Annotated in this window: 16 protein-coding genes; 12 read left to right on the top strand and 4 right to left on the bottom strand. The window is 72.6% G+C overall.

The genetic code is table 11. The features are described 5' to 3' along the window. Positions 1 to 95: 95 nt before the first annotated feature. Positions 96 to 680 (bottom strand): TetR/AcrR family transcriptional regulator, encoded by a 585-nt coding sequence (locus ACZ4A5_RS30930; RefSeq protein ID WP_467591507.1) that lies wholly within the window; start codon positions 678 to 680, stop codon positions 96 to 98. A 77-nt stretch (positions 681 to 757) separates the two neighbouring features. Beyond that, positions 758 to 1,720 carry an alpha/beta hydrolase gene (locus ACZ4A5_RS30925; RefSeq protein ID WP_467591504.1) on the bottom strand — a complete coding sequence of 321 codons (963 nt, stop codon included), beginning with the start codon at positions 1,718 to 1,720 and terminating at the stop codon, positions 758 to 760. 147 nt (positions 1,721 to 1,867) lie between these two features. On the opposite strand from ACZ4A5_RS30925, the gene ACZ4A5_RS30920 reads away from it, so the two are divergent. Both ACZ4A5_RS30920 and ACZ4A5_RS30915 read left to right on the top strand, forming a co-directional pair. Next, positions 1,868 to 3,028, top strand: a complete 1,161-nt coding sequence (locus tag ACZ4A5_RS30920; RefSeq protein WP_467591501.1) for a helix-turn-helix domain-containing protein — start codon at positions 1,868 to 1,870, stop codon at positions 3,026 to 3,028. A gap of 115 nt (positions 3,029 to 3,143) precedes the next feature. Next, a complete protein-coding gene (locus ACZ4A5_RS30915; protein ID WP_467591499.1) occupies positions 3,144 to 4,397 on the top strand; it encodes a Cmx/CmrA family chloramphenicol efflux MFS transporter in 1,254 nt (417 codons plus the stop codon). 87 nt (positions 4,398 to 4,484) lie between these two features. Here ACZ4A5_RS30915 and ACZ4A5_RS30910 read toward each other — a convergent pair whose 3' ends face one another. Further along, the gene (locus ACZ4A5_RS30910; RefSeq protein WP_467591496.1) at positions 4,485 to 5,246 is read right to left on the bottom strand and encodes an SDR family NAD(P)-dependent oxidoreductase; all 762 of its coding nucleotides are present in this window, start codon (positions 5,244 to 5,246) and stop codon (positions 4,485 to 4,487) included. A gap of 192 nt (positions 5,247 to 5,438) precedes the next feature. Between ACZ4A5_RS30910 and ACZ4A5_RS30905 the strand changes: the two genes are divergently transcribed. From ACZ4A5_RS30905 to ACZ4A5_RS30865, 9 genes are all read left to right on the top strand, one after another. Continuing rightward, positions 5,439 to 5,921 (top strand): cupin domain-containing protein, encoded by a 483-nt coding sequence (locus tag ACZ4A5_RS30905; RefSeq protein ID WP_467591493.1) that lies wholly within the window; start codon positions 5,439 to 5,441, stop codon positions 5,919 to 5,921. Then, a complete protein-coding gene (locus tag ACZ4A5_RS30900; RefSeq protein WP_467591490.1) occupies positions 5,914 to 6,768 on the top strand; it encodes an arylamine N-acetyltransferase family protein in 855 nt (284 codons plus the stop codon). Before ACZ4A5_RS30905 ends, ACZ4A5_RS30900 begins: the two co-directional genes overlap by 8 nt. A gap of 40 nt (positions 6,769 to 6,808) precedes the next feature. Beyond that, the gene (locus ACZ4A5_RS30895) at positions 6,809 to 7,765 is read left to right on the top strand and encodes an amidohydrolase family protein (protein WP_467591488.1); all 957 of its coding nucleotides are present in this window, start codon (positions 6,809 to 6,811) and stop codon (positions 7,763 to 7,765) included. 119 nt (positions 7,766 to 7,884) lie between these two features. Next, positions 7,885 to 8,121 carry a response regulator transcription factor gene (locus tag ACZ4A5_RS30890; RefSeq protein WP_467591514.1) on the top strand — a complete coding sequence of 79 codons (237 nt, stop codon included), beginning with the start codon at positions 7,885 to 7,887 and terminating at the stop codon, positions 8,119 to 8,121. Then, positions 8,112 to 8,564, top strand: coding sequence for a type II 3-dehydroquinate dehydratase (gene aroQ, locus ACZ4A5_RS30885; protein ID WP_467591511.1), 453 nt, complete (start codon positions 8,112 to 8,114; stop codon positions 8,562 to 8,564). Before ACZ4A5_RS30890 ends, aroQ begins: the two co-directional genes overlap by 10 nt. Before the next feature lie 138 nt (positions 8,565 to 8,702). Further along, positions 8,703 to 8,906, top strand: coding sequence for a hypothetical protein (locus ACZ4A5_RS30880; RefSeq protein WP_467591486.1), 204 nt, complete (start codon positions 8,703 to 8,705; stop codon positions 8,904 to 8,906). After that, positions 8,903 to 10,024 carry a transaldolase gene (gene tal / locus ACZ4A5_RS30875; protein ID WP_467591483.1) on the top strand — a complete coding sequence of 374 codons (1,122 nt, stop codon included), beginning with the start codon at positions 8,903 to 8,905 and terminating at the stop codon, positions 10,022 to 10,024. The genes ACZ4A5_RS30880 and tal overlap by 4 nt, the downstream gene beginning before the upstream one ends. Then, on the top strand, positions 10,021 to 11,322 hold the full coding sequence (gene aroA / locus ACZ4A5_RS30870) for a 3-phosphoshikimate 1-carboxyvinyltransferase (protein WP_467591481.1): 1,302 nt from the start codon (positions 10,021 to 10,023) through the stop codon (positions 11,320 to 11,322). The genes tal and aroA overlap by 4 nt, the downstream gene beginning before the upstream one ends. A 61-nt stretch (positions 11,323 to 11,383) precedes the next feature. Continuing rightward, complete coding sequence (locus ACZ4A5_RS30865) at positions 11,384 to 12,565, top strand: 3-hydroxybenzoate 6-monooxygenase (RefSeq protein ID WP_467591478.1); 1,182 nt, start codon at positions 11,384 to 11,386, stop codon at positions 12,563 to 12,565. 361 nt (positions 12,566 to 12,926) lie between these two features. On the opposite strand, the gene ACZ4A5_RS30860 is transcribed toward ACZ4A5_RS30865, so the two are convergent. Continuing rightward, positions 12,927 to 13,160, bottom strand: coding sequence for a hypothetical protein (locus tag ACZ4A5_RS30860; protein ID WP_467591517.1), 234 nt, complete (start codon positions 13,158 to 13,160; stop codon positions 12,927 to 12,929). Here ACZ4A5_RS30860 and ACZ4A5_RS30855 point away from each other — a divergent pair. Further along, positions 13,066 to 13,437 (top strand): Tn3 family transposase, encoded by a 372-nt coding sequence (locus ACZ4A5_RS30855; RefSeq protein ID WP_467591509.1) that lies wholly within the window; start codon positions 13,066 to 13,068, stop codon positions 13,435 to 13,437. The two genes, ACZ4A5_RS30860 and ACZ4A5_RS30855, sit on opposite strands and share 95 nt — an antisense overlap. Positions 13,438 to 13,944 lie beyond the last annotated feature (507 nt).

Genomic DNA, 13,944 nt, shown 5'->3' with positions numbered 1-13,944 from the left:
TGGGGGGGTGCTTGTCGTTTGGGGGGCGCCCCGTGGGGGCAAGCGTGGCCCCCCCCCCCCCCCCCCCCCCCCCCCCCCCGGGTCGTTCGCCTCGCTCAGAGCGTGGCGAGCGCGCCTTCCACGACATCCGCGAGCACCTGCCGGTCGTCGTGGGCCCTGCTGAGGACGTGCAGGCCGTAATAGGTGCTCAGCACCTGGCGGGCCAGACCGGCCGCGTCGCGGTCGGTGCGGATCTCACCGGCCCGCTGACCGCGCGCGACCGTCTCACGGAGCGCCTCCTCCACCCTGGCGAAGTGGCGGTGCACCTGCTCCTTGACTTCCGGGTCCGAACTGGCCATCTCGATGGCCGCGTTGATCGCGAAACAGCCGACGGGGCGTGCGCCGGAGGGGTCGACCTCGACGTCGACGTCGTGGAGCATCAGCTCGCGCAGCCGTTCCTTGACCGGCCCGGGCCGCTCCAGGATCCCGATCTGCGCGTTGGTGGCCGTCTCGTAGTACCGGCGCAGGGCGCGCAGATACAGCTGCCGCTTGTCGCCGAACGTGTTGTACAGGCTCGACGGGCCCAGCCCCGTGCCCTCGCTGAGGTCACGGGTGGAGGTCGCCTCGTAGCCACGACGCCAGAACGCGTCCATCGCCGCGCCGATGACGCGGGTCTCGTCGAACTTCCTCGGCCTCGCCATAATCAGCACACTAAAGGTTTTGAAGCGATCGTCCAAAAACCCCAGGCAGGGGCCTCGCCGGGCATCGCCGCGCCACCTCAGGCGCCCAGTGCCTCCTTCACCACGAGGGTCGTCTCCGCGGCCGCGCGGTCGGCCAGACCGGTGCCGTAGGCGTCGAAGATGTGGAAGGTCCTGGCCCACTGGTGGATCCCGGTGGGGACGCCCGCCTCCAGGAGGCGCAGCCCGTAGCGGATGCCCTCGTCGCGCAGCGGGTCGTACTGGGCGGTGATGATGTGGGCGGGAGCCAGCCCCGACAGGTCCTCGGCCCGGCCGGGGGCCGCGTAGGGCGAGGTCTCGCGCTTCTCGTGCCCCTCGCCGAGGTAGTGCCGCCATGACGCCACGGAGTGCGGCGTGGACCAGATCGGGGTGTCCTGGAAGCTCCGGGCGGACGGGGTGTCCATCCGGTCGTCGATCACGGGGAACGTGAGCAGCTGGAGCACGAGCCGCGGGCCGCCGCGGTCCCGGGACATCAGCGAGACCGCCGCGGCGAGCGCGCCACCGGCGCTGCACCCCGCGACGCCCAGCCGGTCCGTGTCGATGCCGAGCTCGGCGGCGTTCGCGGCCATCCACTCCAGGGCCGCGTAGCAGTCCTCCGGGGCGGCGGGGAAGGGGTGTTCGGGCGCGAGGCGGTACTGGACGCTGACCACGACGCACCCTGCGTCGGCCGCGAAGCGCACGCAGTGCATGTGCTCGGTCTCCAGGTCCCCCATGACGAAGCCGCCGCCGTGGATCCACAGCAGACCGCCGTGCGGCCCGGGGGTCTTGGGGGTGTAGACGCGCACGGTGACGTCGGGGGCGCCCGCGGGCCCGGGGACGGCGCGCTCGGTGACGGTGATCCGGCTGGTGTCGACCGGGGGCCACTGCGCTTCGAGACCCTTCAGGGTGCGGCGGGCGGCCGGCGGGTCGGCGACGTCGAGGTAGGGGATCCCCTCGAGGAGCGGGGCGAGTTCGGGGTGGAAGTCCGGGCGGAGTGCCGACCCGGCCGGAGAAGTTTCGCTCATGCGGCCACTCTCCCGCCCGGCGGGGGGAGCCCGCGACCGCTCCCTGTCGGCGGCGGGGGGCCTTCCACCCGCCATGTGGCGGGTCGACCTGACAGAGTCCCCCCGCGGTGTGCGGGGCCGGCCGGGCGGGCTGCCTAGTCTCCCGGCATGCACGGTCTGCGCCTGTCGCACCTCGACCCAGCTGCGGCGGGTGCCCTGCGTGTCATCTCCTACTTCGACCGGCTGGTGGAGAACCACTCGGACGCCGACGCCCTGACCCGGGCCACCGCCCTGCTCGCGGAGTGCCCTGCCGGGACGGCGGACCACCGCCACGCGGCGGATCACCGCTACGACCCGGACGCCCGCGCGCTGCCGCCCGGCGAGGCGGCGCCGACGAGCAGCCGCGCGGTCGTCGTGGACGGGCGGACGGTGGGCGAGGTCTGGCTGGAACGGACCGGGTGCGCCTGGTCGCTCGACGGGCTGGTGCTCGAACGGCTGGCGCTCGCCGCGTCCTTGGCCTTCGAGCGCTCCGGGCCGCTCGCCAACCCGGTGCCCTCCCCGCAGTGGGGCGATCCGGCGCTGGTGCAGGCCGCGCTCTCCGCGCGCGGGTCCGAGGCGGAGCGCTCGCGGGCCCTGCACCTGCTGGGCCTGCACCCGGACGAGCCGCTGCGGGCCGTCGCCGTCGTGGCGCCGGAAGCCGCGGTCATGCGCAGGACGCTGGGCTCCTGCGCGCGGGCCCTGAGCGCGGCCCACCCGCGGCTCGGCCGGCCGGCCCCGTTCGGCGCCCTGTGGACCACCGTGGGGGCGATCCTGCTCCCCGCTCCGGCCGACGCGAGGGCCGGGGACCCGGTGCTGCCGGAGGGGGCGACGGCCGGCCTGCCGGAGGGGGTGGCGGTCGGGACGGGCCCGTCGGGCACGGCGGCCCAACTGCCGGACTCCTGGGCCCAGGCGCGGCGCGCGGCACGGTTCGCGGGGCTCGGCCCCACCTGGCCGCGGGCGGTGGACGCCACCGGTCTCGGCACGCTCGCCCTGCTCGCGGACATCCCCAGGGACGCCGCTCTCGCCCACCCCGACACCGCGGCGCTCGCCACGCTGGGAAGCGAGGACCTCGCCACCCTGGACGCGGTGTGCCGCACCGCCTCGGTCCGGGCCGCGGCCCAACTCCTCTACCTGCACCACAGCTCCGTCGCGCAGCGCGTCACCCGGATCGAACGGAGCCTGGGCTTCCGCGTCTCCGGCCCGCACGGGCGGCAGCGCGCGCAGACGGCTTTGCTGCTGCGGCAGTTGAACGCTCCCGGAACCTCACCGCTCGGACCTCCGTCATTTTGAAGCGCCCGCTTCAAAATGTGCTAGCGTCCTGATCGTGCAGTCGAGGGCGCCGTACGTCCGGCTTGTGGACCCGACTCGAATTCACCGATCCCCGAAGCACTGGAGGGGCCGTCCAATGGCACTCGACCCGAAAACCACAGATCCAGGGCGGGCCGGGAAGATGCCGCTCGCCGTCTACATCCTCGGACTCGGCATCTTCACCCAGGGCACCTCGGAGTTCATGCTCTCCGGCCTGCTGCCCAACATGGCCGACGACCTGGGCGTCTCCATCCCCGACGCCGGCCTGCTCATCTCCGCCTTCGCCATCGGCATGGTGGTCGGAGCGCCCCTGCTGGCCGTCGCCACGCTGAGCTGGCCGCGCCGCACCGCGCTGGTCGCGCTCCAGGCCGTCTTCATCGCCGCCCACGTGGTCGGCGCCCTCGCCCCCGGCTACGGGGTGCTGTTCGCCACCCGCATCGTCAGCGCGCTCGCCTACGCCGGATTCTGGGGCGTCGCCGTGGCCACGGCCGTGAGCATGGTGCCGCTGAGCGCCAAGGGCAAGGCCGTCGCGATCGTCGCCAGCGGACTCACCCTCGCCACCATCGTGGGCGTCCCGGCCGGCACCGTCCTGAGCCAGTTCGCCGGCTGGCGCGCCGCCTTCTGGGCCGTGGCCGTGCTCACCCTCGCCAGCCTCCTCTGCTCGGTGTTCGCCATCCCCGGCGGCAAGGGCGCCACGGAGGAGACCCGTACGGTCAAGGCCGAACTCCGCGCCATGGCCCGGCCGCAGCTGTGGCTCTCCTACGCCGTCACTGCCTTCGCCTTCGGCGCCGTCATCGTCACCTTCAGCTACCTCGCCTCGGTGCTCACCGACGTGACCGGCCTCTCCGAGGGCTGGGTCCCGGCCATCCTGGCGCTGTTCGGCGTCGGCGGGCTGATCGGCATGACGATCGGCGGCCGCGTCGCCGAGTCGCACCCGATCCGCACCCTCGCCCTCGGCCTCGGCGGCCTGATCGTCGCCTCCGTGGTGCTCGCGCTGACGGCGCAGAACGTGGTCGTCACCGTCCTGGCCGTCTTCGTCCTGGGCCTGACCGGCTACGTCACCAACCCGATCCTGCAGTCCCGCGTCTTCACCGTCGCGCCCGGCGCCCCGACCCTCGTCGGCGCCACCAACACCTCCGCCTTCAACGTCGGCAACACCCTGGCGCCGCTGCTCGGCGGCCTGGCCATCAGCGCCGACTGGGGCTACGAGTCCGTGGCGTGGGTCGGAGCCGCTCTCGGCGTGCTCGGCCTGCTGGGCACGCTGTGGGCGGGCGCCCTCCAGCGCCGCACGGAGAACACCACGGCCGCCGCACCGGAACTGCGGCAGGAGCTCGCAGGGGCCGACGCCTGACACCCCCGAACAGGCCGCCTCTGCGCACTGTGCCCCGGTCCCCCGCTGTGCGGGACCGGGGCACACGTGCGTCGCGGGAAGCGCTCGTCAGGCGGTGATGCCGCCGTCGATGACGAGATCGTGGCCGAGCGCGAAGCCGGACTCCTCGGAGGCCAGCCACAGCACGGCACCCGCGCCCTCCTCGACACTGCCGATGCGGCCGAGCGGGAACATCCCCTTGGCGCGCTCGGTGCGCTCGGCCTCCGTCTCGCCCTCCAGCAGGGACATCGGGGTGTCCATCGAGGAGGGGCTGAGGGTGTTGACGCGGATGCCGTCCGCCGCGTACTCCCGGGCCGCGCTGCGGCCCAGCGCGGCGACGGCGGCCTTGCTCGCCCCGTACGCGCCCGCGCCCGGGATGGTCAGGTGCGCGCCCACCACCGAGCCCACGTTCACGATGACCCCGCCGCCGGCGGTCCGCATGTGGCGCACCTCGTGCTTCATCGACAGCCAGGTGCCGACGACGTTGATGCCCAGCGTCCGCACCAGCGTCTCCTCGTCGAGGTCGGCCAGCTCCGCGGGCTCGGGGAGGTAACCCGCGTTGTTCACCGCGATGTCGAGGGCCCCGTGCCGCTCGACGACGGTGTCCACCATGCGCTCCACGTCCGCGGCGACGGCGATGTCGGCCGTGACGGCGCTGCCGCCACCACCCGCCTCCTCGATCAGCCGGACCGTCTCCGCGAGGTTCCCCGCGGTCCGCCCGGCGACCACCACGGTGGCGCCCTCCCGCGCGAAGGCCAGGGCGGTGGCGCGGCCTATGCCGGAGCCGCCACCGGTGACGAGTGCGACCTTGCCTGCGAATCGAGCGGTCATGTTCCCATCCATTCCTCGTGCGTTGCCACGTCGGCGCTGCGCGCCGCGCTCCCACCACCCTGACCGTCCCGCGCGCCGCTGCCATCCCGTATTCACGGGGGCGGTACACGGAAATCACGGGATCACGTGATGCCAAAAACGGGCGCACGACGTGGAGTAGGAGCCCTGACAGGAAAGGAGAGGGGAACACACGTGAGCTTCGAGGAGTCCGAGGACATCGTCTACATCCCGCCGCAGGCGGGGCCGAAGCGCTGGGTCTTCGGCGACCACTACACGATCAAGGCGGACAAGGAGAACACCCACGGCTCGCTGGGTCTGATCGAGGCCCTCGTGCCGCCGGGCGGCGGCCCCCCGCTGCACATCCACCACGACTCCGACGAGGCGTTCTACCTCATCGAGGGCGAGCTGGAGATCTCCAACGAGAAGCTCTCGCAGACCGTCGGCACCGGCGCGTTCATCTTCGTGCCGCGCGGCAAGGTGCACGCCTTCAAGAACGTCAGCGACACCCCCTGCAAAATGCTGATCATCTTCACTCCCGGCGGCTTCGAGCACTTCTTCAAGGAGCTGGGCGTCTCCGCCGACGACGGCCGTCCGGCACCGGAGGCGGAGCAGTACGCCAAGGACGTGGAAAAGGCGGAACGCATCGTCGCCCGCTACGCCGCCGAATATGTCTGAGAGCGCAGGCGACATGCCCCAGAGCACCCTCACGGAACCGACGGAATCCCGCGACCTGACCGCCGCGGAAGTGGATTCCTATCTCCGCCGCATCGGCGCCAAGCCGCCCGAGCGCCCCGATTCGGCGGCCCTGCGCGAGCTCCACGAGCGCCACGTCCTCTCCGTGCCCTTCGAGAACATCGACTTCGCCTTCGGCAGGCCCAGCACGCCGATCGGGCTCGGGTCCCCCGCCCTGGAGAAGATCGTCGGCCGCGAGCGGGGCGGCTGCTGCTACGAACTCAACGGCGCCTTCTACGAACTGCTGCGCGCCCTGGGCTTCGGGGTGGAGCTGCTCGCCGGGCGCGTGCTGGAGGACGGTGAACTCGGGCCGCTGCTCGGCCACCTGACCCTCCGCGTCACGACCGAGGACACCCCGGAGCCCTGGCTCGTCGACGTCGGCTACGGCCGCGGCTTCCGGCACCCGCTCCGCCTGGACGTCCGCACGGAACAGCCGGACCCGCAAGGGGAGTTCCAGCTCGTCCGGACACCCCAGGGCGACCTGGACCTGCTGCGCGACGGCGAACTCCAGTACCGGCTGGAGACCCGGGCGCGCGCCCTCGCGGACTTCGCGCCCACCGTGTGGTGGTTCCGCAGCGCCCCCGGCTCCCCCTTCCTCGCCCGGCAGGTGTGCTCGCTGCCCACCGCGGGCGGCCGGGTCACGCTCAGCGGCCGCACCCTCACCCGCACCGAGGGCGAACACCGCACCCAGGAGGTCCTGGAGGACGACGCGGCGCTGTTCGCCGCTTACCGGACCTGGTTCGGCGTGACCCTCGACGCCCTGCCGCCCGACCCCGCCGACCAGCGGTAACAGCTCACCCCGAAGACTTCGCACCCCTACGGAGAACCCCATGGACAACCCGTCCGGTCTGATCGACGTCCACCACCACGCCATCCCGCCGGCCTACCGTGAGGCGCTCGGCGACAGCGTCGCCATCCCGGGCGTCGACTACCCCACCTGGACCCCCGAGGCCAGCCTGGAGGTCATGGACCGGCACGGCATCGCCGCGTCCGTGCTGTCCGTCACCGCCCCCGGCGTCAGCTTCCTCCAGGGCGAGGACCGCGTCCGCATGGCGCGTACGGTCAACGAGTTCTACGCCACGCTCATCGCCGAACACCCCACCCGCTTCGGCGCGTTCGCCATCCTGCCGCTCCCCGACGTCGCCGCCGCCAAGGACGAGCTGGCCTACGCGATCGACGAGCTGGGCCTGGACGGCGTCGGCATGCTCACCAGCTACGGCGACCGCTATCTCGGCGACCCCGAGTTCGAGCCGCTGCTCGCGGAGATCGCCGAGCGCGGGCTGCCGCTGCACGTCCACCCGGCCGCCCCGCCGGCCCAGGACCTGGCCACCTTCGACCTGCCGCCGTCGCTCTACGACTTCACCTTCGAGACCACCCGCACCGTGGTCAGCCTGCTCTTCAACGGCGTGCTGGAGCGGCTCCCCCACCTGAAGCTGATCGTCTCGCACGCGGGCGGCACCCTGCCCTTCCTCGCCAAGCGGCTCACCTACGGGCCCACCATCGGCAAGTACCTCACCGAGCGCGCCCCCGCCGATGTGATCGCCTCGCTGCGCGGCATCTACTACGACATCGCGATGTCGGCCAATGAATTCGCGCTGCCCGCGCTCACGGAACTCGCCGCGCCGGACAAGATTCTCTTCGGCAGCGACTATCCCTTCATGCCGGCCGAGCACACCACCGAGAACGTCACCGGATTCCGGTCGTACGCGGGCTGGAGCGAGCAGCAGCGCACGGCCATCGGCCGGGACAACGCGCTGGCGCTCTTCCCCCGGCTCGCCAAGGGCTGAGGTCCCCACCTGACGAAGTGGCGCCTTCCGCGTTGCGGGCCCTTTTCACGGCCCTGCACAGTCGGATCCGCAAGCGGCGTTCCCCGCCGACGAGCGGACCGACCGAGGAGAACTTCGTCATGCCCGCAGCAGTGTCGAATTCCGGATGGGCGAGCCTCACTCCCGCCGAATTGCGCGTGGCCCGGCTGGTCGCCGACGGTCTGACCAACCGGGCCGCCGCGGGCGTGCTCAGCATCTCCCCGCACACCGTCGACACCCACCTGCGGCACATCTTCGCCAAGCTCCAGATATCGGGCCGCGTCGCGCTGACGCGCTTCGTCCTGCTCCACGAGGGCGGCCTGGCGGCATCGGCGTGACCCGCGTCCTCGTGCTCAACGGACCCAACCTCGGCCGCCTCGGCCTGCGGGAACCGCACATCTACGGCTCGGGCACGCACGCCGAGCTGGCGGCCGAGTGCGTACGGACCGGCGGCGGCCTCGGGCTGCGCGTCGAGGTCCGCCAGACCGACTCGGAGGGCGAGCTCATCGGGTGGCTGCACGAGGCCGCCGACGCGCACACGCCGGTCGTGCTCAATCCGGCGGCTTTCACGCACTATTCCTTTGCTGTGCGCGATGCCGTGGCCATGCTTTCCGCGCCCGTCATCGAGGTGCACCTTTCCAACCCCCATGCGCGGGAGCCCTTCCGGCATGTCTCCGTGGTCTCGCCCGTTGTCACGGCGACCATCGCGGGACTGGGATTCGGCTCCTACCGGCTCGCCCTCCAGGCGATCGCCGACGCCGTCGCCGGCAAGGCCGTGTAAACGGTTCCTGACGAAGTCGCACCCACGCGGTTGAAGCCGGGGCCCTCGGGCGGTCAAGGTCGCAGCAGCACATTCCGGCAGCACCGACCGCCCACCGTGCGCGACGCATTCCGTGCGCGACGAACCAGGAGAAGCACGATGCCGTTCATTGGCAGCGACCCGAACCGGCGCGCGGCCCACGGGGAACGGGGCGCGCGCCACCTGGACCGGCGGCCCGTACTCCCCCGGCGGGCCGCCATCGATCACGGCAGGTTCTCCACCCACCCTGTGGAGAACCTGCCGCGGATCGGACGCGGTCAACTCGCCTACCGTGCCGCACAGTTCGCCGGAGTCACGGCGTGAGCGGCCGCAATCTGCGCCGCCTGGCCGCGTCCGGCGTCTTCGTCCGGCTCACCGGACTCGACCGCACCCGCCCGGCGGGCGGCGGACTGGCCGCGCTCGTCCGCGACCAGCACGTCACCGGCGTCACCTCCGACCCGGCCGCCCTGGCCGCGTCCCTCGCGGACAGCGGCGCGTACGACGAGCGGCTGCGGGCCCTGGCCGCCCGCGGAGTCACCGCCGACGCGGCCGTCCGCGCGCTGACCGCCGAGGACGCCCGGTCCGCCTGCGACGCCCTGGAAGGCGTCCACCGGGAGACCGGCGGCGCCGACGGGCACGTCTCCGTCGCGCTCGACGCCAGGCTCGCCCACGACGCGGAAGCCACCGTGCGGCAGGCCCGCGAGATCGTCCGGGAGGTCGGCCGGGCCAACGTGACGGTCGAGATCCCCGCCACCGACGAGGGCCTGACCGCCGTCACCGCCTGCCTGGCCGAAGGCATCGGCGTCGACGTCACCCTGCTCTTCTCACCCGAGCGCTACGACCAGGCGCGGGAGGCCCACCTCGCCGGGCTGGAGCGGGCCCTGGCGGCGGGCCGCGCCCTCGGCCCGATCACCTCCGCCGCCTCCTTCCCCCTCGGCCGGATCGACGCGGCCGTGGACACCCTCCTCGACCGCGCGGGCGTCGGCGCCTCGGAGGCGAAGGCGCTGCGCGGCACCGCCGCGCTCGCCGTCGCCCGGCTGGTCCACGAGCGCTTCACCGCGCTCCTGGCCACACCGCGCTGGCAGCGCCTCGCCGCGCACGGCGCCCGTCCGCAGCGGCTGCTGTGGGCCTCGGACACCGTGCCGGAGCCCGGCCCGCGCGCCACCCGCCACATCACGGAACTGGCCGTCCCGGGCACGGCGCACACCATGCCCGAGGCCACCCTGGCCGCGGTGGCCGCGCACGGCGCGGTCGTCCCCCGCACCTGGACCCGGCACTCCTACGACGCCTCCCGCAAGAAGCTCGACTACCTGAAGTCGTTCGGTATCGGCTTCGCGGACGTCGCCTCGGCACTCGAAGAAGAGGGCCTGAGGAAATCCCACGCCTCGTGGCACTCGCTGCTCGACGCGGTGTCACCCGCACTCGACGAAGGACGGTCATGACGACCAGCGTCACGACTCACCTCCCGCGCTCTCCCCTGACGGCCCGCATCCCCGGCTCGAAGAGCATCACCAACCGCGCCCTGCTGCTCGCGGCGGCCGCCGTCGGCACCAGCCGGCTGCGGGCCCCGCTCGTCAGCGAGGACACGCTCGCCTTCCGTACGGCGCTGTCCGCGCTCGGCTTCCGCGTCACGGCCGGCCCGGACGACGAGGTGTGGGAGGTGACCGGCAACGGCAGGGGCCCGGTCGGCGGCGCCCGCGTCTGGTGCGCCGACGCCGGGACCGCGGCCCGCTTCCTGCCGCCCTTCGCGGGCACCGGCTCCGGCGAGTTCACCTTCGACGGCACCGACCAGCTGCGCGCCCGCCCGCTGTGGCCGCTGACCGACTCCCTGGTGGAGCTGGGCGCGCGGGTGCGCACGGCGCCCGAGGGCGGGCTGCCGCTGGTCGTGGAGTCCGAGGGCCTGTACGGCGGCGAGATCAGCCTCGACTCCTCGCTGAGCAGCCAGTACCTGACCGGCCTGATGATGTCGGCGCCCCTGATGCACACCCCGCTGACCCTCTCGGCCCGCGAGCTCGTCAGCCGCCCGTACATCGACATGACGCTCGCCCTGATGCGCCGCTTCGGCGCGAAGGTCACCGAGGACGCCACCGGCACCATCCGGATCGACCCGGGTGACTACACCGCCCTCGACATGGCCGTCGAGCCGGACGCCTCCACCGCCTCGTACGTCTTCGCCGCGGCCGCCGTGACCGGCACCGCCGTCACCGTGCCCGGCCTCGGCCGCGACAGCCTCCAGGGCGACCTCCGCTTCGTGGACGTCCTGCGCAGGACCGGCGCGCGGGTCGACATCGGCGAAACGGCGACCACGGTCACCGGCACCGGCACGCTGCGCGGCGGCTTCTGCGTCGACATGGGCGAGATCTCCGACACCTTCATGACGCTCGCCGCGATCGCACCGCTCGCCGACGCCCCCATCACCATCCGCGGCATCGCCCACGCCCGCCTCAAGGAGTCGGACCGCATCGCCGCCGTCGCCCGCAACCTGGGCGCCCTGGGCGTGCGCACCGAGGTCGGCCAGGACCGGATCACCATCGAGCCCGCCGAGGCCGTGGGCACGCGGATCGCCTGCTACCGCGACCACCGCATCGGCATGGCCTTCTCCGTGCTCGGCCTGCGCGTCCCCGGCATCACCCTCGACGACCCCGCCTGCGTGGGCAAGACCTTCCCCGGCTTCCACACCGAGCTCCACCGCCTCTTCCCCGGCCACACCGTGCCCGCCACGGAAGCGCCCGGAGCCTGAGGGCGCGAGCGCCCCCCGACCCCTGAGACCTCTGAGACCTCTGAGCAGCGAAGGAAGAAAGATGGCGGAGATCCTCATCGCCGGCGGTGGCATCGGCGGCCTCGCGGCGGCCCTCGGCACCGCGCGGAACAACAGCGGCCACCACGTCACCGTCCTCGAACGCCGCGACGTCTTCAGCGAACTGGGCGCGGGCATCCAGCTGGGCCCGAACGCCTTCCACGCCCTGGACCGCCTCGGCGTGGGTGACGAGGTGCGCGAACGTGCCGTGCACATCGACGAGTTGCGCCTGATGGACGGCACCACCGACGAGCGCATCGCCGTCATGCCGCTCACCGGCGGCTACCGCGAGCGCTTCGGCAACCCCTACGCCGTCGTCCACCGCGGCGACCTCTACCAGGCCCTCCTCGACGCCTGCCGCGCCACCCCGGCCATCACGCTGACCGCGGGCGCCGGCGTCGCCTCGTACGAGCAGGACGCGAACGGCGTCACCGCCGTCACCGACACCGGCCGCCGCTTCACCGGCACGGCCCTGATAGGCGCCGACGGCATCCGCTCCGCGATCCGGCGGCAGCTCGTCGGCGACGGGGAGCCTCGGGTGTCCGGCCACACGATCTACCGCTCCGTGATCCCGATGGAGCTGGTGCCGGAGGAGCTGCGCTGGAACACGGTCACGCTGTGGGCCGGTCCCAAGTGGCACTTCGTGCACTACCCCATCGCGGGCGGCACGCACCTGAACCTGGCGGCCACCCGCGACGACGGCGCCCGCGACGCGGTCGTGGGCCGCCCGGCCGAACGCGCCCACGTCATCGGCCGGTTCCCGGAGCTGGGCGAGACGGCCCGCCGCCTCCTGGAGCTGGGCGCGGACTGGAAGGAATGGGTGCTGTGCGACCGGGACCCGGTCGACACCTGGACGGACGGCCGCGTGGCCCTCCTCGGCGACGCCGCCCACCCGATGCTCCAGTACGCGGCCCAGGGCGCGTGCATGGCGCTGGAGGACGCCGTGGTGATCGGTTCCCTCCTCGACGCCCCGGCGGAGGACACCGTCCAGCGCCTGGAGAAGTACAACGCGGAACGCCACGCCCGCACGGCCAGGACCCAGCTGGTCGCCCGGGAAATGGGCACCCAGCTTTACCACCCGTCGGGCCCGGAGGCCCAGGCCCGCAACGCGATGATGTCCGCCCTCTCCCCGGACGACCTCTACGACAAGGTGGCGTGGCTGCACGGCGAGCGCGTGGCGGCCTGACCCCCGCCCCCGGAAACCCACCGCCCACCCACCGGCACACCCCCATCCGCCACCCTGTTCTGGGCCACCCTCAGCGGTGGCGATGCCTCCGTGGGGCTTGATGAAAACTCCGAATCCGCAGGTCAGACACTGCTGGAGGGGCGGGAACGGCGCGTCCCCGATCCGGGAACGCGCCGGTTGTCGCTGCTGGTCAGCGTGGGCGACGTGGTCGGTCCCGCAGCGGTGTCGTCGTGAGCTGGGCTGCGCCGGGGGCTGCTAGCGGATGTGGTCGAGCTGGCAGCTGAGGCCAATGACTCGCTTCTCGAGCGCGAGGTCGTAGTTCTTGGCGTCGTAGACGCCGTCCCGGATGCCTCGCTGGATCTCAGCGAGTTTCGCCTTGGCCTCGGCCAGCTCCTTCTCTGAGGGCGTCGGCGAGGATCGTGCCGTCCTGCTGGAGGACGGCGGCCGTCGTGGTGGTGTGGCCGATCGCCCACAGATGGCCGGCCTTCGCTGACCATGGCCTGCCGCCTTCCCGTGATCCTGAACAGCAGGAGAAGGCGGTCAAGTTCCTCGGCCTGGTCGCCTCCTCGGTGATCTTCTCCACCGCCGTCGACATGACCAGCGTGCTGCGGGAGATGGCCGCCGGGGGGCTGGGACGTGCGTCCCGGGACCTCGCTGTCGTCAGTCCCCAGCGCAGGACATTCGTCCTGCGCTGGGGACTGACGACACCGATGGTCTCCCTATCCTGCCCAGCCCTACAACCCCACCCTGAACCTCGACGACGGGGAAGCCGTAACCCGCTCGGGCGTGTGATGCCTTGCTCTCGTGGCGAGTCCCAGAGTGGATGCGCTGGTGTACCGACCGGCGTAGCCGGGTGCGCGGTGGTGTGTTGACGGCGCTTGTACGCCTATTGGGCGCTGGCGGTATGCGCCTTCCCCACCCTTGGTACAGGGCTCAACCATGACGGGGAAGGCGGTGACTCAGTTTCCCGCCCTTGGGTGTTCCCGTACTGGTCGGGCGTCCCGCGGTGATCCGTGTGGTTTCCCCGGTACGGGTGTCCTCACCCTGATCCCGTCACGCGTGCGGCGACCGTATCCTCTGAGCCGGCGTCGTGTGGCAGGGCCCACCGGCCGTCGGACCTCCCGGCGACCGCCCCCCTTACTGCCTGCGACTGCAGTGCGGTGAAAGCCAGGCCGTCATGGACTATTCCACTCTCCCTTTCCTTCCCGCCGCTCGCTCTATGCCTGTTCTGGTTCCGGGGGAGGTGTGGGTGGCCACCGAGATCCGGCACCCCGACGGGGCGGTGCGGTCATCCACCCCCAGTCCGTGGTGCACTCGATGGCCGAGTACGCCGACGGCTCCACCCTCGCCCAGGCCGCACCACCGGACATGCGCCTGCC

The sequence above is a fragment of the Streptomyces sp. NPDC025618 genome, assembly GCF_055558795.1.
Note: the sequence above shows the minus strand (reverse complement) of the source record. Positions and strands in the feature narration are given on the sequence as shown.